The 16,208-nt window shown below is 53.8% G+C and carries 14 protein-coding genes; 9 read left to right on the top strand and 5 right to left on the bottom strand.

Features of this window, described 5'->3' with window-relative positions; genetic code table 11:
• Positions 1-373: 373 nt before the first annotated feature.
• The 7 genes from lpxP to D5398_RS14765 all read left to right on the top strand — a co-directional run bounded on the left by lpxP (position 374) and on the right by D5398_RS14765 (position 6,963).
• A complete protein-coding gene (lpxP, locus tag D5398_RS14795; RefSeq protein WP_120508323.1) occupies positions 374-1,291 on the top strand; it encodes a kdo(2)-lipid IV(A) palmitoleoyltransferase in 918 nt (305 codons plus the stop codon).
• An 86-nt stretch (positions 1,292-1,377) separates the two neighbouring features.
• Positions 1,378-1,563 carry a hypothetical protein gene (locus tag D5398_RS14790; protein WP_120508415.1) on the top strand — a complete coding sequence of 62 codons (186 nt, stop codon included), beginning with the start codon at positions 1,378-1,380 and terminating at the stop codon, positions 1,561-1,563.
• A gap of 145 nt (positions 1,564-1,708) precedes the next feature.
• Positions 1,709-2,395 (top strand): CTP synthase C-terminal region-related (seleno)protein, encoded by a 687-nt coding sequence (locus D5398_RS14785; protein WP_120508322.1) that lies wholly within the window; start codon positions 1,709-1,711, stop codon positions 2,393-2,395.
• Between the two features lie 372 nt (positions 2,396-2,767).
• Complete coding sequence (locus D5398_RS14780; RefSeq protein WP_120508321.1) at positions 2,768-3,793, top strand: amino acid ABC transporter substrate-binding protein; 1,026 nt, start codon at positions 2,768-2,770, stop codon at positions 3,791-3,793.
• A 102-nt stretch (positions 3,794-3,895) separates the two neighbouring features.
• Positions 3,896-5,074: an amino acid ABC transporter permease gene (locus D5398_RS14775; protein ID WP_120508414.1), complete on the top strand. Its 1,179-nt coding sequence runs from the start codon at positions 3,896-3,898 to the stop codon at positions 5,072-5,074.
• A gap of 9 nt (positions 5,075-5,083) precedes the next feature.
• Positions 5,084-6,193: an amino acid ABC transporter permease gene (locus tag D5398_RS14770; RefSeq protein WP_415838476.1), complete on the top strand. Its 1,110-nt coding sequence runs from the start codon at positions 5,084-5,086 to the stop codon at positions 6,191-6,193.
• A gap of 8 nt (positions 6,194-6,201) precedes the next feature.
• Positions 6,202-6,963, top strand: a complete 762-nt coding sequence (locus tag D5398_RS14765) for an amino acid ABC transporter ATP-binding protein (protein WP_120508320.1) — start codon at positions 6,202-6,204, stop codon at positions 6,961-6,963.
• A gap of 181 nt (positions 6,964-7,144) precedes the next feature.
• Here D5398_RS14765 and D5398_RS14760 read toward each other — a convergent pair whose 3' ends face one another.
• Positions 7,145-7,834 carry an LrgB family protein gene (locus D5398_RS14760; RefSeq protein WP_120508319.1) on the bottom strand — a complete coding sequence of 230 codons (690 nt, stop codon included), beginning with the start codon at positions 7,832-7,834 and terminating at the stop codon, positions 7,145-7,147.
• Positions 7,827-8,249, bottom strand: a complete 423-nt coding sequence (locus D5398_RS14755; RefSeq protein WP_120508318.1) for a CidA/LrgA family protein — start codon at positions 8,247-8,249, stop codon at positions 7,827-7,829. Before D5398_RS14755 ends, D5398_RS14760 begins: the two co-directional genes overlap by 8 nt.
• A 144-nt stretch (positions 8,250-8,393) precedes the next feature.
• On the opposite strand from D5398_RS14755, the gene D5398_RS14750 reads away from it, so the two are divergent.
• Positions 8,394-9,272 (top strand): LysR family transcriptional regulator, encoded by an 879-nt coding sequence (locus D5398_RS14750; protein ID WP_120508317.1) that lies wholly within the window; start codon positions 8,394-8,396, stop codon positions 9,270-9,272.
• A gap of 61 nt (positions 9,273-9,333) precedes the next feature.
• On the opposite strand, the gene D5398_RS14745 is transcribed toward D5398_RS14750, so the two are convergent.
• The 3 genes from D5398_RS14745 to D5398_RS14730 form a co-directional block, all read right to left on the bottom strand.
• Positions 9,334-10,983 carry a Na+/H+ antiporter gene (locus D5398_RS14745; protein ID WP_120508316.1) on the bottom strand — a complete coding sequence of 550 codons (1,650 nt, stop codon included), beginning with the start codon at positions 10,981-10,983 and terminating at the stop codon, positions 9,334-9,336.
• Between the two features lie 272 nt (positions 10,984-11,255).
• Positions 11,256-12,623 (bottom strand): NCS2 family permease, encoded by a 1,368-nt coding sequence (locus tag D5398_RS14740; RefSeq protein ID WP_120131529.1) that lies wholly within the window; start codon positions 12,621-12,623, stop codon positions 11,256-11,258.
• Positions 12,624-13,156: 533 nt separating this feature from the next.
• Positions 13,157-13,825 carry a glutathione S-transferase family protein gene (locus D5398_RS14730; protein ID WP_120508314.1) on the bottom strand — a complete coding sequence of 223 codons (669 nt, stop codon included), beginning with the start codon at positions 13,823-13,825 and terminating at the stop codon, positions 13,157-13,159.
• 268 nt (positions 13,826-14,093) lie between these two features.
• On the opposite strand from D5398_RS14730, the gene D5398_RS14725 reads away from it, so the two are divergent.
• Positions 14,094-16,187 (top strand): putative bifunctional diguanylate cyclase/phosphodiesterase, encoded by a 2,094-nt coding sequence (locus D5398_RS14725; protein WP_120508313.1) that lies wholly within the window; start codon positions 14,094-14,096, stop codon positions 16,185-16,187.
• Positions 16,188-16,208: the final 21 nt, after the last annotated feature.

Below are 16,208 nucleotides of genomic sequence, written 5' to 3'. Positions count from 1 at the left end.
GCATACCGGCCATTTTAGTTTCCAAAACCTAATCTCTTCTTTGCGTAGCGTTTTCATTCACCCGTCCAAAACTGGACGTAAATAAACGGTAAATAGTGCGTTTATCGGACAATTACCCCCTCCGGTTAGATCAACCAGCATGTTATACTCTACGTAAGGTCGTACTCGCCGCTCAACGCCTACGGACAGCCCTTCAGCTTCGCGATCCCGCCTTTTAACAGTGTCTTGATAGAGTAAAAATTGCGTCAACTTGTGTCTTTTCAAAAACGTTTGCCGACACACGCTGTCCCACTCTTTGTAAGACAATCCGTATCGCGACTGAGGCATCTCCTTACGCGTTACACCGGTTTTTTATGCAGATGATTAGGCTTTTATGACTTCTCCTCGCTTTCGTGCTTCATTTTTACATCCACGCTACTGGCTGACCTGGTTTGGCCTGGGCGTCCTGTTCCTGTTAGTTCAGCTCCCTTATCCGGTGTTAAATCGTCTGGGGATCTGGCTTGGCCGAACGTCGATGCGTTTCCTTAAGCGCCGTGTGTCGATTACCCGCCGCAACCTGCAATTGTGCTTCCCGGAATTGCCTTCTGATCAGGTTGAAGCACGCATCATCAGCAACTTCGAATCTCTCGGCATGGGCTTACTGGAAACCGGTATGGCCTGGTTCTGGTCAGATGCCCGTGTGAAACGCTGGTTTGACGTTAGCGGCCTGCACAATCTGAAAAAAGCGCAGGAAAACAAACAAGGCGTACTGGTGATCGGCGTGCATTTCATGTCGCTGGAACTGGGTGGCCGTGCGATGGGCTTATGTCAGCCGATGATGGCGATGTACCGTCCGCACAACAATAAAGCGATGGAATTCGTGCAGACCTGGGGGCGTATGCGCTCCAACAAGGCCATGCTCGATCGCAAAGATTTACGCGGTATGGTTCACGCGCTGAAAAAAGGCGAAGCGGTCTGGTTTGCACCGGATCAGGACTACGGCCCGCGAGGCAGCGTCTTTGCACCTTTATTCGCGGTTGATCAGGCTGCAACGACCAGTGGCACCTTCATGCTGGCGCGTCTGGCGAAACCTGCGCTGGTCACTGTGGTACTGGTAAGAAAAGCCCTCGGTAAAGGCTATGAACTGGTGATCCAGCCGCAGTTGCAGGATTACCCGATTGATGACGAAATGGCCGCTGCGGCGTACATGAATCGCGTGATCGAGAAAGAAATTATGCGTGCGCCAGACCAGTACCTCTGGCTGCACCGCCGCTTTAAAACCCGTCCGGCAGGAACGCCTTCTCTTTATTGATAAGTGCCAGACGTGATAAAACAGAAGCCCGATGCAATGCGCCGGGCTTTTTCATTGAACGCATCCATAAGAGATTTGTAATTTTCATGGCTAAAAAACCTGACGCGACACCTTCCATCTTTGACCATCTCAAGGAGGAAGACAGTTTTGACCTCTGGGGACGTTCCGGCCTCAGCACAGCACTGAATAAAGCCAGGCCCAAGGCACCGGACAACGAGCAGATTGCCGCCGCGCGTAAGCTCATCAAAGGCAATGCCGACAAAGGCGAATGATGTGTAAGCGTCGCCTGACAGAAACCCACTTCATGTGGGTTTTTTAATGGCTTTTATCTGCGTAAATGAGCTGATGAAAATAATTCTCACGACAGATTAATCGCTTTTCTGTAACCTCTATTTTTACCTGCCCTGGAGAGAAGTGATGAAAACCTCTGTTCGTCTGGCGCTGGTCGGAGACTACCACTGCGCGATCACGGCCCACCAAGCTATCCCCCTTGCTATCGACCTTGCAGCACAACACTTCAGCACTGAAATTCACGCCGACTGGCTCGCAACCGACAACATTACCCCTGAAATTTTGCAAAACTACGACGCTTTCTGGTGTGTTCCCGGCAGCCCGTATCGCTCAACCGAAGGTGCCCTGAGCGCTATCCGTTTTGCCCGCGAAAACCGTAAACCTTTCCTCGGTACCTGCGGGGGTTTTCAGCATGCGATCATTGAATATGCCCGCAATGTGATGGACTGGCAGGATGCCGGGCATGGCGAAACCGACACTGAAGGCCGGCTGGTGATCAGCGCCCTGACGTGCGAAATGGTGGAAGTTAAAAACGCCATCACCTTTATCCCGGACAGCCTGGCAGCACGCGCCTATGGCCGGCTGGAGGTCGAAGAGGGTTATCACTGCCGTTACGGCATAAATCCCGCTTTTCAGACCGCATTGGAAGCGCAACCATTGCAGATGATAGGGCACGATGCCACGGGCGAAGTTCGCGCCATCGAACTGCCCGGCCATCCGTTTTTTGTCGCGACGCTGTTCCAGCCGGAGCGCGCCGCATTAAAAGGTCAGCTTCCGCCGCTGGTGGCTGCACTGATAAAGTCCCTTCTCTGAGCCTGTCTGTTTCTGAATATCTCTCAGGCCATCTGGTCTGAGAGATTTACTCATCGTTTTGCCTCATTTTTTTTCCAAATATGACACCGTATTTCCCTTCCCTTCAAAGACCGCGATCTGCACTCCAATATTGAAATAATCCGCACCCTTTTAAAGCAGCCACATTGACCGCGCACTTAAACAGGGCAATAAGTCTTATAACGCCCGTCAATGTTACTGTGCAATTCCAGTGCGTGACTTGATTGATGAGGCGTTTTTCATGTTGGCACTCCCTTTGCAATGACAGGTGCAGAGGGCGTTGCCCCATAAACAGACAGGGTGCTCCGGCACTCACACAATAATAATTTTCAGTTTTGTCTCACAGGACGCTTTATGAAAAAAATATTGCTCTCAACGCTGATTGCCGCAGCAAGCTTCGTGACACTGGCTGGTCAGGCTCATGCAGGTACCACTCTGGATGCAGTTAAAAAGAAAGGATTTGTTCAGTGCGGCATCAGTGACGGCCTCCCAGGCTTCTCTTATGCGGATTCTAAAGGCAAATTCACCGGTATCGACGTTGATGTCTGCCGCGCGGTGGCAGCAGCTGTTTTTGGTGATTCTGAAAAAGTGAAATACACCCCGCTGACGGCAAAAGAGCGTTTCACCGCCCTGCAGTCCGGCGAAGTAGACATCCTGTCCCGTAACACCACCTGGACCTCTTCCCGCGACGCGGGCATGGGGATGATTTTCGCTGGCGTAAACTATTACGACGGCATCGGCTTCCTGACCCACAAGAAAGCAGGCCTGAAAAGTGCTAAAGAGCTTGATGGCGCAACGGTCTGTTTGCAGGCGGGTACCGACACTGAGCTAAATGTCGCAGACTACTTCAAAGCCAACAAAATGACTTACACCCCGGTGACCTTCGACCGTTCAGACGAAAGCGCCAAAGCGCTGGACTCAGGCCGTTGTGACACCCTGGCATCTGACCAGTCTCAGCTGTACGCACTGCGTATCAAACTGGGCAAACCGGATGATTTCGTGGTTCTGCCGGAAGTTATCTCTAAAGAACCTCTGGGTCCGGTAGTTCGCCGTGGTGACGAAGACTGGCTGGCTATCGTGCGCTGGTCCCTGTTCGCCATGCTGAACGCCGAAGAAATGGGCGTGACCTCTGCCAACGTCGATCAGCTGGCGGCAAACCCGACCACGCCTGATATGAGCAACCTGCTGGGTAAAACCGGGACTTACGGCGCTGATCTGAAAGTGCCGAATGACTGGGTAGTGAAAATCGTTAAACAGGTCGGCAACTACGGCGAAAGCTTCGAGCGAAACGTCGGCCAGGGCAGCGAGCTGAAAATTAAACGTGGTCAGAACGCATTGTGGAATAAAGGCGGGATCCAGTACGCGCCACCTGTCCGTTAAATACCCTTTCTACAAGACGTTGAAAAGTGTTTAAGGAAGCTGATGCACCGGTCGTTCCCCGGTGCATCACTTCCATTGTTTTACCTGCAGGTCGAGGTTTTTATGTCGCAACGCCCAACCGGAAAAGTCTCGTTGTCGCTGACCAACCCAGCTGTACGAGCCTGGATTTACCAAATTTTCGCGGTGGTGTTGCTGGTAGCCTGTCTGGGTTACCTGCTCCACAACACCATTACCAATCTGACTACACGAGGGATCACCTCGGGATTTGCTTTTCTTGAAAAAGGTGCCGGTTTCGGCATTGTTCAGCATCTCATTGACTACCAGGAAGGCGACACTTACGCCCGCGTATTTGTTATCGGTCTGCTGAATACCCTGCTGGTTTCCGCACTCTGTATCGTTTTTGCCTCCATTCTCGGGTTCATTATCGGCTTAGGACGTCTTTCCGATAACTGGTTGATCCGTAAAGTCTCGACGGTGTATATCGAGACGTTCCGTAACATTCCACCCCTGTTACAAATCTTCTTCTGGTACTTCGCGGTACTGCGCAACTTACCGGGTCCTCGCCAGAGCCTGAACGCGTTTGATCTGGCTTTTGTCAGTAACCGCGGCCTGTATCTGCCGTCGCCGGAACTGGCCCCCGGCAGTCTGGCGGGTTTTATCGCTCTGCTGCTGGCGATATTTGGCATTATCGCGCTGCAACGTTATAACCATTTCCGCCAGATCCACACCGGACGCGTCTGGCATATTTGGCCGTGGGCGGTTGTTATGCTGGTGGTGTTTCCGGCGCTGGCGCACCTGATTTTCGGGCCTGCGCTGCACTGGGATGTTCCTGCGCTGCGCGGTTTTAACTTCCGCGGCGGCATGGTGCTGATCCCGGAACTGGCGGCGTTAACGCTGGCACTGTCGGTCTATACCTCAACGTTTATCGCTGAAGTGATCCGCTCCGGCATTCAGTCTGTTTCGCACGGTCAGCATGAAGCCGCCCGCTCGCTGGGGCTGCCGAATCCGGTCACGCTGAGACAGGTGATTTTGCCGCAGGCGATGCGGGTGATCATTCCGCCGCTGACCAGCCAGTACCTCAACATCGTGAAAAACTCCTCACTGGCGGCCGCTATCGGTTATCCGGATATGGTGTCGCTGTTTGCCGGTACCGTGCTCAATCAGACCGGTCAGGCGATTGAAACCATTGCGATTACCATGTCGGTTTACCTGATCATCAGCCTGGTGATTTCGTTCCTGATGAATATCTACAACCGGCGTATCGCGCTGGTCGAGCGTTAAGGGAAACCCATGACGATGACAACACTTCCTCCCGGAGTCAGAGCCGTGAAGCCCGGTACGCCACTGGGTACCGCGGTGCTCTGGGCGCGCAAAAATCTGTTCTCCAGCTGGTTTAACAGTCTGCTGACGCTGTTTTGTCTATGGCTGATGTGGCTGGTGATCCCTCCGCTGCTGAACTGGGTAATTTTCCAGGCCAACTGGGTCGGTACTGCGCGAACTGACTGCACCAAAGCCGGTGCCTGCTGGGTGTTTATCCATGCCCGCTTCGGCCAGTTTATGTATGGCTTATACCCGTTTGATCAGCGCTGGCGCATTAACCTCACGCTGATTATCGGACTGCTCACGCTGGCACCCATTTTCTTTAAAGCGATGCCGCGCCGCGGACGGTATATCGCCTGCTGGATGGTGCTGTTCCCGATTTTCACCTGGTTCATGCTGTACGGCGGATTCTTTGGCCTGAGTCGCGTCGAAACCCGCCAGTGGGGTGGCCTGACGCTGACGCTGATTATCGCTGCCGTCGGTATCGCCGGGGCATTACCGCTGGGCATTATGCTGGCGCTGGCGCGCCGTTCACGTCTGCCGATCGTGCGCATTCTCTCGGTGGTATTTATCGAGTTCTGGCGCGGTGTGCCGCTGATTACCGTGTTGTTTATGTCCTCGGTGATGCTGCCGCTGTTTATGACCGAAGGGACGAGTATCGACAAACTGGTGCGTGCGCTGGTGGGTGTGGTGCTGTTCCAGTCGGCGTATGTCGCCGAAGTGGTGCGCGGCGGCTTACAGGCGCTGCCGAAAGGCCAGACCGAAGCCGCCGAATCTCTGGCACTGGGTTACTGGAAAACGCAGGGATTAGTGATTTTGCCGCAGGCGCTGAAAATGGTGATACCGGGTCTGGTCAACACCATCATCGCGTTGTTCAAGGATACCAGTCTGGTGATCATCATCGGCCTGTTTGACCTGTTCAGCAGCGTACAGCAAGCCACCGTCGATCCGGAATGGCTCGGCATGTCGACTGAAGGCTACGTCTTCGCCGCCGCCGTCTACTGGATTTTCTGTTTTAGCATGTCGCGTTATAGCCAGCATCTGGAAAGACGCTTTCACACCGGACGTTCCGCACACTGAGGTAAACCATGAGCGACCATCAAGTCACTGAAAACCAAAATATGATGATCACGCTGGAAAACGTGAATAAGTGGTACGGACAATTCCACGTATTGAAAGACATCAATCTGAGCGTCAAACCGCGCGAGCGTATCGTGCTGTGCGGGCCTTCCGGCTCGGGTAAATCAACGACCATTCGTTGCATCAACCACCTGGAAGAACACCAGCAAGGGCGCATTGTGGTGGACGGCACCGAGCTGAACGACGACCTGCGTAACATCGAACGCGTGCGTACCGAAGTTGGCATGGTGTTCCAGCACTTCAATCTGTTCCCGCATCTGACCGTGTTGCAGAACTGCACCCTGGCACCGTGCTGGGTGCGTAAGATGCCGAAGAAAGAAGCCGAAGAACTGGCGATGCATTATCTGAAACGTGTACGTATCGCCGAACATGCGCATAAATTCCCCGGCCAGCTTTCCGGTGGTCAGCAACAACGTGTGGCCATCGCCCGCTCGCTGTGTATGAAGCCGAAAATCATGCTGTTTGATGAACCGACTTCGGCGCTTGATCCGGAAATGGTGAAAGAGGTGCTGGACACCATGATCACTCTGGCGGAAGAAGGCATGACCATGTTGTGTGTGACGCATGAAATGGGATTTGCGAGAACGGTAGCTGACCGGGTGATCTTTATGGATCGTGGGGAGATCGTGGAACAGGCACCGCCGCTGGAGTTCTTTGCGAATCCGAAGTCAGCAAGGACGCGGGAGTTCCTGGCACAGGTGATTCATTAAGTGGGTGCCGCAGCCTGACCGGCGTCTGAACGGTGTAGCTTTTAACTCCTCCTCCTGCGAAGGGGGAGGTTGGGAGGGGGTTTTGAATACAAAGCAATGAGTTAAAGCACACGTTGAATTTAGTTTTGACCTTAATACCCCACCCCAACCCTCCCCTTCGCAGGGGAGGGAGCCTTAATCATCACCACATCACCACCCCGATCATCGGCGCAATCACAACCGTCACCACTCCCGCCAGCATCATCACCAGACTCGATACCACGCCTTCTTCTGCGCCCAGCTCATACGCTCGCGCCGTGCCTGCACCGTGCGACGCCGCACCAAAACCAGCGCCTTTTGCCAGGCCGCTTTTCACCGCCAGACGCAAAAACAACATATCGCCGACCGCCATACCGAACACGCCTGTGATCACCACAAACAGCGCCACCAGATCAGGCTGACCGCCCATTTGCTTCGCTGCTGCCAGCGCGAACGGCGTGGTGATGGAACGCACCGCCAGACTGCGCTGGATTTCTTCGGGCAATGTCAGAATGCGTGCCAGCCAGACAGAGCTGCTGACAGCCACCACAATCGCGGTCAGCACACCCGCACTCAGTGACATCCAGTGACGCCGGATCACCGCCATATTCTCGTAAACCGGCACCGCAAAGGCGATGGTTGAAGGTCCGAGCAGCCACAGCAGCCAGTGCGTTTCGCCGATGTAATCCTGATACGACGTGTGCGTCAGCACCAGCAGCACCACCAGCACAATCGGCGTGAATACCAGCGGCATCAGCAGTAAAGTGCGCTTCTGGCGATAGAGTTTTTTATTGGCGTAATACAACCCGAGCGTGATGACAAAACACAAAATGCTGATGAGTAAATCAGTCACGGCTCGCCTTCCTCGCCGCCAGACGTTGTTCCAGCCGGTAAACTTTGTCCACTACCACCGCGGTCGCGCCCAGCGTCAGAATCGTGCTGACACCAATCACCAGAAAGATCTTCCAGCCTTCAATCATCAGCAACTGTGCGTAATTCACCACCGCGACGACGGCAGGCACGAAAAATAACAGCATCTCCGCCAGCAGCCAGCGCGAACCGGCTTTCACCCATTTCACCGGTAAAATGCGGAACATAATCAGCAGCAAAAGCATCAGCATCCCGACAATATTGGCCGGCAAAGGCAGATGTAACGCAGTAACCAGACGATCGGCAATAACGAATAACACCGCATACAGCACCACCTGAACGGGGATCTGACAGCGGGTCAGCAGGGACGGCGCTTTAGTGCGCAACGCCAACAACATGGGAACGACCTCGAAGGAGGGAAAAGTGTGAAAATGAAGTATACGCTGGCAGGAAACCGGTAAAGAAATGAATTAAAATCATAAAAATGATTCCAGTTTGGAATACTTTGTTACTTGCCGATCTGAACGGGAAAACATCAGCCCATGGACGTCCGTACCTTACGCTATTTTGTTGAAGTGGTTCGCCAGCAAAGCTTCACTCGCGCGGCGGAAAAGCTGTTTGTCACCCAGCCGACAATCAGCAAAATGCTGCGCCATCTGGAAGAAGAACTGGAATGCACGCTGATTATTCGTGAAGGACGGCGTTTGCGTCTGACCGACAGCGGACAGGCGCTTTATCAGCGCGGACTGAATATTCTCGAAGAATTCCGCCAGCTGGAAGCCGAACTGGAAGACATCAACTCGCTGAAATCGGGTCATTTACGTCTGGGCATTCCACCCATGGTCGGCACACAAATCGCGCCACTGATCGGCAGTTTCCGCCAGCAATATCCCGGCATTGAACTGATTATCTCTGAGTTTGGCGGCCTGACGGTGCAACAGGCGGTGATCTCCGGCGAGCTGGATCTGGCGCTGACCGCCCTGCCCGCCGATGCGGTGCCATCCATCGCCTCAATTTTGTTGTTCAGCCATCCGCTGTGCGTGGTAGTGCCGCGCACGTCGCACTGGCTGAACCGTACGCGCATCGGGATAAGCGATCTGGCTGATGAAAGCATTCTGATTTATAACGAAGATTTTGCACTGTATCGCCAGCTGATGGATGCGTTTTCCGCCCATGGTTTCACACCCAAAATTGCCGCACGCAGCGGTCAGTGGGATTTCTTAGCCGCGATGGTGCAAACCGGCATGGGCGTGGCGATTCTGCCGGAGCCAATCTGCCAGCGACTGGATAAAAACGCGCTGATGTGGCTGCCGCTGGATCCGCTGATGCCGTGGCAGCTTGGCCTTATCTGGCATCAGGGTAGCTACCTTTCGCACAGCGCGCAGGCGTGGATCACGCTGTGCCGCGACTACTGGAAATAGCTGCCAATAAAAAACCGCGAGCCCCTTTCAGCGCACGCGGTTTTATCATTCCCGGCAGAAATCAGACCTCTTTTTCAACCAGCAACGCTTCAAGCAGATCCAAGTCATGCAGCAATTTTTGCAGCGTTTCGTTGCTGATTTTCTGCGTGGCGCGCAGATGATACAGCTCACCACGTTCAGCACGCAGCGCGGTCAGACGGAAGCGGCGCTCGAGGTTTTCCAGCTTCAGCGCGGTTTCCATGTCATCGCGGTTGGCCGTGCGCCGCCGCAGTGTCCCGATCACCCGTGAGCTGATTTCCCTCAGCGTTTGCTCATCAATGTTTTCTTCAGTATCCGCCGCCAGACGCTCTTCCATCTTATGCAGGCTCTCTATCGCCACTTCCGCCGCGATGGATTTCGCCATGCGTTCTTCTTCGCGATACGTCGTACCGTCAGCCACCACCACGCCCCTGAGCAGGAACGGCAAGGCAATCACGCCCGCAATCAGGGAGAACAGAATGACGCCGGTCGCCAGGAATACCAGCTGATAGCGTGACGGGAACGCAGAACCATCGGCGAGGAATAACGGAATCGACAGCACACCGGCAAGGGTAATCGCCCCGCGCACACCGGCAAAAGAAGCCACCCACAATTCACGCGTACTGTAACTGCCAAACAGCAATGGTTTCTTTTTCAAAAAACGGTTGCTGAAATTCTTCATCACCCACAGCCAGACAAAACGCAGGATCAGCAGCGCAAAATAGATAATCCCGACGTCAGCGAACAAATGCCACGTCACGATTGAGGGGTCATGCGTCGCCTGATCAATCGAATTTTCCAGAATGCCCGGCAATTGCAGGCCCAGCATGATGAACACCATGCCGTTGAACACAAACTCGAGCATCGCCCAGACACTGTTAGCACGCAGGCGCATCGCCAGTGGTGCGTTACGGATAATGCCTGACTGGCTGATGGTCATACCGGCAGCCACGGCGGCCAGAATGCCGGAAACACCGATGTGTTCTGCAATCAGATACGACGCGAACGGCAGCAGCAGCAGAAAGACGATTTGCGTCGCCGGATCATCACCGCTCCAGCGGCTCATGATGCGCAGCGATTTACTGTACAGCCAGGTCACCGCCACGCCGGCCATCAGACCGCCAATCGCCACTTTAAGGAATTCGACTGTTGCTCCGCCGACGGTGAAAATCATGGTGCCCATCGCCACAGCGATAGCGAATTTCAGGGAGACCAGGCCGGACGCGTCATTCATCAACGCTTCACCTTCCAGCACGCCCATGATCGACTTCGGAATACGGCCCTTACCGACAATCCCGCCCAATGCCACGGCATCGGTCGGCGAAAGCACCGCCGCCAGCGCAAACGCGGCCACCAATGGAATATCCGGCACCATCATATAAATCAGATAACCGATACCGACGACGGTGAGTAACACCAGCACCAGCGCCAGCCCGAGAATTTCGCGACCGTGGTGGAGGAATTCACGGGTCGGGGTTTTCCAGCCATCGGCAAACAGCAATGGCGGGATGAACAGAACGAGAAACAGTTCCGGATCGAAGTCCACATGCAGGCCAAAATTGGGCCACGCCAGTAAAGCACCGACGGCAATCTGCATTAATGGAAGAGGAACCTGAAACGGTAACATTCTGGTGACGACACCGGAGAGCGACACCACCAGAATCAAAATCAGAATGGTAAAGAATATTTCCATGCTTTCCTTAGACTCTTGTTTTTATGAATTTCAGCCAGACGCAGGTGAGTGAGTCCGGAGCGAACTAAGGAATAGTAGATCAAAAGGGGATGGGATTTAAATCAGTGCGTGCGGTTACAACTGTGGGATTTACTGCTCCTCCCCCTGCGAAGAGGGAGACCGGGAGGGGGTTTTAATGACAAAATCAATACCAAAGCACATCTCAACCTGTTGATTCGCCATTAATACCCCCCCACCCCTCCCCTTTGCAAGGGAGGGAGAGAACCAACAAATTAGATCGCCCATCCGCCCGCATAAAACACCACGAGCGCGACGGCGATGATCACTGTGCCCAGGTTCAGTTTGCGCCATTCGCCGGAGAAAATACGGCCAATCACCAGCGAGCTGAAACCAAGCATAATGCCGGTCACGATATTACAGGTCAGCACGATGAACACGGCGCACAGCAGGCCGGACATGGCGTCCACAAAATCGTTGAAATCCAGCTTGGTGACGTTGCTGAGCATCAGCAGGCCGACATACATCAGTGCCGGTGCGGTCGCGTAAGCAGGCACCAGATATGACAACGGCGACAGGAACAGCATCAGCAGAAACAGCACGCCGACGACTGTCGCGGTCAGGCCAGTTTTGCCGCCCGCCGCAGTACCGGCTGCCGATTCGATGTAAACCGCAGCCGGAGATGCGCCGACCAGTGAAGCAAAAATGCTGCTCACCGAGTCTGCGGTCAGGGCTTTGCCGCCGCTGATGATCTGGCCGTTTTCATCCAGCAGATTCGCCTGACCGGCGACCGCGCGAATGGTACCGGTGGCATCAAATACCGCCGTCATGACCAGCGCCAGAACGCTTGGCAATACGGCGGCTTTCAGTGCGCCCATAATGTCGAGGTCGAAAATCACCGATTTACCGTCAGCGCCTGCCAGAGAAGGCATCGCGAACAAACCCTGATATTTAACGGCAGGATCGAAAATCAGACCAATAATAGAAATCGCGATAATCACCAACAAAATGCCGCCGGGAACGCGCAGTTTCTCAAGGCCGAAAATCACCGCCAGTCCGAGCAGCGTCATGATCACCGGGAAAGACGTGAACGCGCCCAGTGCGACAGGTAAGCCGTCCAGCGGGTTTTTCACCACCAGGCCGACGCCGTTGGCCGCGATCAGCAACAGGAACAGGCCGATACCGATGCCGGTACCGTGCGCAACGCCGACCGGCAGATTGCGCAATATCCACGAACGAATGCCGGTCACCGAGATAATGGTGAACAATACCCCCATCAGGAATACTGCGCCGAGTGCAACCGGTACACTGATGTGCTGGCCAAGCACCAGACTAAAGGCGGTAAAGGCAGTCAGAGAAATAGCACAACCAATGGCCAGCGGCAGATTAGCCCACAGGCCCATCAGCAACGAGCCAAAACCGGCAACCAGACAGGTCGCGACAAACACGGCGCTTGGCGAAAAGCCCGCTTTGCCGAGCATTGACGGCACAACGATGACCGAATACACCATCGCCAGAAACGTTGTTAAGCCAGCGATCACTTCCTGGCGGACATTACTGCCACGCGCACTGATTTTGAAAAAAGCATCAAACGGGCCTTTTGGCGCAACGGCGCTGCCCGTCTGAGTGTGTTGACTCGACATGGAAAATCCTCTGAATGTCTCTACTGATTAGCCGGCGTGGTCATTATGAAACCGTTTCTGCACGTTCACTTCCTTATTTGTCGCCTGAAATCGCCGAAACAGGCGTCAGAACGGCAAAGCAAACGTTTAACTCGCATCGCGTATGGCGGGACAAAAATTAACGCAAACGATTATCCGGCCTTTACCACTCCCATTTCAACTCCGTTCGCCGACAATTTACCGTTGTCTGGTCAATAAAAACGCGGTTGTGTTGTAAATTTATCCGTCTGGCGGTTTGCTGTGCGGTATCGGTTGCGCACGAAGTTCATCTTCCAGGGATACAGAAGGGCAAATCAGGGTGAATGCACCATGACAAGACACAACCGTGCATAAGGAAAAATAACATGACGTTTATTAAGGGTTATTTTTTGATGGCGTTGACTGCGCGAATTACCGGCCACCAATAAACATCTCTGAATATAAAAAGGGAGGACGTTCCGGCGACGAAAATGCCAAAACGTTTCCCTTTAAATTTATCGGACACTTAAAAAGAACTAACGCAGGATATTCAAAGGGCCACCCGTTTCCAGTGCGCGCTGATAAGCCGGTCGGGCCGTAACATTAGAAAGCCATGCATTTATATGTGGGTATTTTCCAAGACCGGTACGGGCATTGACGGCTTCAATCGGGAAACTCATCTGAATGTCGGCGGCACTGAACTGGTAACCGGCAAAATAAGGATGGGTGGTCAGATGCTGCTCGAGATAATCCAGATGAGTATAAATCTGCTTATCGAGATAGTTTTTCTGCACGCCCTGCCCGATGGCACTGCCGATCGGGCGGATCAGCCACGGCATTGGCGGCTTTCCTAAGCGGCCAAAAATAAGCTTCATGACCAGCAACGGCATCAGCGAACCTTCCGCATAATGCATCCAGTAGCGGTACTGCTGGCGCTCGGCAAACGCCGACGGTTTCAGCGTGCCAGCCTCATCATAGATTTCCTGCAAATACTCGATAATGGCACCGGATTCCGCGAGGATCAGGCCGTTGTCTTCAAGTACCGGTGACTTGCCCAGAGGATGGATTTTCTTAAGCGATGCGGGTGCCAGCATGGTTTCAGCATCACGCTGATATCGTTGAATTTCATAGGGGACACTCAATTCTTCGAGCATCCATAAGATTCGCTGTGATCGGGAATTATCTAAATGATGAACTGTTAACATAAATGTCTTCTGCCCTTTGGTATTTAATTATTTGTTAACTATAGACAACGCTTTCGATGCCGGTATCACAATCGTTTTAAAAACCCTTGTTTTTATCCGGATTAATACCGTGAAAATCTTTTTATTTGATTAAAATCACTTACGGATTAATCTTAATTACACGAAAAAAATTATCGTAACTTCATTCGCCTTTAATAAATCTTAATGCCATTATCGCCGGATAAAAAATCAGCCCGTCGCTTTCGACTCTATGTTTGTGGAGCCTTACATGTTTTCCAGTAATTACAACAATGTGCTTGTCATGTTTTCGTTCATTGTTGCAATGCTTGCCTCTTATACCGCGCTTGATATGGCTGGCCGGGTTGCCACCACGGAGGGAAGGGCTTCCCGACTTTGGTTAATTGGTGGCGCCATTGCAATGGGCATTGGTATCTGGTCGATGCATTTCATCGGAATGCTGGCCTTTAATTCTTCTATGCCAATGGGTTACGACCCGGTTGTTACGCTGCTTTCCATGCTGATCGCGATTATTTCCTCGGCGTTTGCGCTCTGGCTGGTCTGCCTGCAAGAGTTGCCTCTGCGGCGTTTGCTGGCGGGCGCGTTACTGATGGGCGGCGGTATTGCAGCCATGCATTACACCGGCATGTCAGCGATGCTGATGATGCCGCCCATTGTTTATGACTTCCGCTGGGTCACGCTGTCCGTCGTGGTGGCGATTGTCGCCTCCGGCGCTGCGCTGTGGATGGCGTTCCATCTGCGCCAGCAGTCGCCGAATGTCCGTCTGTTGCGCATCAGTGCCGCCGTTGTAATGGGCACGGCGATTGTCGGTATGCACTACATCGGCATGGCTGCCGCCCAATTCCCGATGGACAGCCACAGCATGGCGGCGTTCAGCGGAGTCGATAACAACTGGCTGGCGCTGCTGGTGATAGTGGTCACGCTGGCTATTCTGGCGATCACGCTGATTATTTCTATTCTTGATGGCCGGATGCAGGCGCGCACGTCGATTCTGGCGTCGTCGCTGGCGCAGGCTAACCGCGAGCTGACTCAGCTGGCGCTGCATGACAATCTCACCCGTCTGCCGAACCGCCTGTTACTGGAAGACCGCCTCAGTCAGGCGTTTCAGAAAGCCTCGCGGGGAGAATCTCAGTTTGCGGTGCTGTTTTTGGATCTCGACGGATTCAAGGCTGTTAACGATGCTTTCGGGCACCACATTGGCGATCAGCTGTTAATTTCTGTCACCGAACGGCTGAAATCTCAGCTGCGCGCAGTTGACACGCTGGCCCGTCTGGGCGGCGATGAATTTGTCCTGCTGGTGGAAATCGCCGAGCCAACGGATGCTTCGCAGTTAGCCGATAAACTGGTGCATATGATCGCCCGTCCGTTTTACGTCTCCCGTTACGAACTGCTGGTTTCCGCCAGCGTCGGTATCGCGGTGTATCCGGGAGACGGCGAAAATGAGCGCGAGCTGATGCTCAATGCCGATGCGGCGATGTATCACACCAAAAACTCAGGCCGTAACGGACACAGCTTCTTCCAGCCTTCGATGAATGCCAACGCGCAAAACCAGCTACAGATGCTCAATGATTTGCGCCTCGCTATCGAGCACCACGAACTGCGACTGCATTATCAGCCGAAATTTATCGCGCCTTACGGGCCGGTCAGCGGTTTTGAGGCACTGCTGCGCTGGGAGCGTGACGGCAAAACCCTGAGCCCGGACGGGTTCCTGCCACTGGCAGAAAAAACCGGGCTGATTATTCCGATGGGTGAATGGGTGCTCAATGAAGCCTGCCGCCAGTTGCGCGAATGGCATCTGGAAGGACATACCACCTGGACGGTGGCGGTCAATCTGTCGACGCTGCAATTTGAACAGTCGAATCTGGTCGAAATGGTGATTGAGACCATTGAACGTCATCAGATCCCACCGGAAATGTTGACGCTGGAAGTCACCGAAACCACCGCAATGCGCAATCCGGACGTCAGCGTGGAAATTCTGGAGCGTCTGACCCAATTTGGCGTGAAGGCCTCGATTGACGATTTCGGTACCGGCTACTCCAGCCTGCTGTACCTGAAGCGTCTGCCGGCCAGCGAACTGAAAATCGACGGGGCATTTATTAATGACCTGATTGCGGGCAGCGAAGACGCCAGTATTGTTGCGGCTATTATCGCTCTGGGTCAGACCCTCAATCTGAAAGTGGTCGCCGAAGGCGTGGAAACGACCCAGCAGCAGGATTTCCTGACGCAACTGGGCTGCGACACGTTACAGGGCTATCTGTTGGGGCGTCCGATGACACCACAACAGATTGCCCAGCATCCCGATACCGACTGGGAACCCCAGCTCACCATCAAACAGAAAGCGTAATGACTCTCTGCTTTCGCTGTG

The sequence above is a fragment of the Rahnella bruchi genome, from assembly GCF_003614975.1.
GTDB lineage: Bacteria > Pseudomonadota > Gammaproteobacteria > Enterobacterales > Enterobacteriaceae > Rahnella > Rahnella bruchi.
The sequence above is the reverse complement of the archived record's forward strand: the minus strand, read 5'-3'. Positions and strand labels throughout refer to the sequence as shown.

Bases quoted from the DNA above. Each gene is read 5' to 3' on its own strand.
- lpxP (WP_120508323.1), top strand. From the start codon at position 374: ATGACTTCTCCTCGCTTTCGTGCTTCATTTTTACATCCACGCTACTGG.
- D5398_RS14790 (WP_120508415.1), top strand. From the start codon at position 1,378: ATGGCTAAAAAACCTGACGCGACACCTTCCATCTTTGACCATCTCAAG.
- D5398_RS14785 (WP_120508322.1), top strand. From the start codon at position 1,709: ATGAAAACCTCTGTTCGTCTGGCGCTGGTCGGAGACTACCACTGCGCG.
- D5398_RS14780 (WP_120508321.1), top strand. From the start codon at position 2,768: ATGAAAAAAATATTGCTCTCAACGCTGATTGCCGCAGCAAGCTTCGTG.
- D5398_RS14775 (WP_120508414.1), top strand. From the start codon at position 3,896: ATGTCGCAACGCCCAACCGGAAAAGTCTCGTTGTCGCTGACCAACCCA.
- D5398_RS14770 (WP_415838476.1), top strand. From the start codon at position 5,084: ATGACGATGACAACACTTCCTCCCGGAGTCAGAGCCGTGAAGCCCGGT.
- D5398_RS14765 (WP_120508320.1), top strand. From the start codon at position 6,202: ATGAGCGACCATCAAGTCACTGAAAACCAAAATATGATGATCACGCTG.
- D5398_RS14755 (WP_120508318.1), bottom strand. From the start codon at position 8,249: ATGTTGTTGGCGTTGCGCACTAAAGCGCCGTCCCTGCTGACCCGCTGT.
- D5398_RS14750 (WP_120508317.1), top strand. From the start codon at position 8,394: ATGGACGTCCGTACCTTACGCTATTTTGTTGAAGTGGTTCGCCAGCAA.
- D5398_RS14745 (WP_120508316.1), bottom strand. From the start codon at position 10,983: ATGGAAATATTCTTTACCATTCTGATTTTGATTCTGGTGGTGTCGCTC.
- D5398_RS14740 (WP_120131529.1), bottom strand. From the start codon at position 12,623: ATGTCGAGTCAACACACTCAGACGGGCAGCGCCGTTGCGCCAAAAGGC.
- D5398_RS14730 (WP_120508314.1), bottom strand. From the start codon at position 13,825: ATGTTAACAGTTCATCATTTAGATAATTCCCGATCACAGCGAATCTTA.
- D5398_RS14725 (WP_120508313.1), top strand. From the start codon at position 14,094: ATGTTTTCCAGTAATTACAACAATGTGCTTGTCATGTTTTCGTTCATT.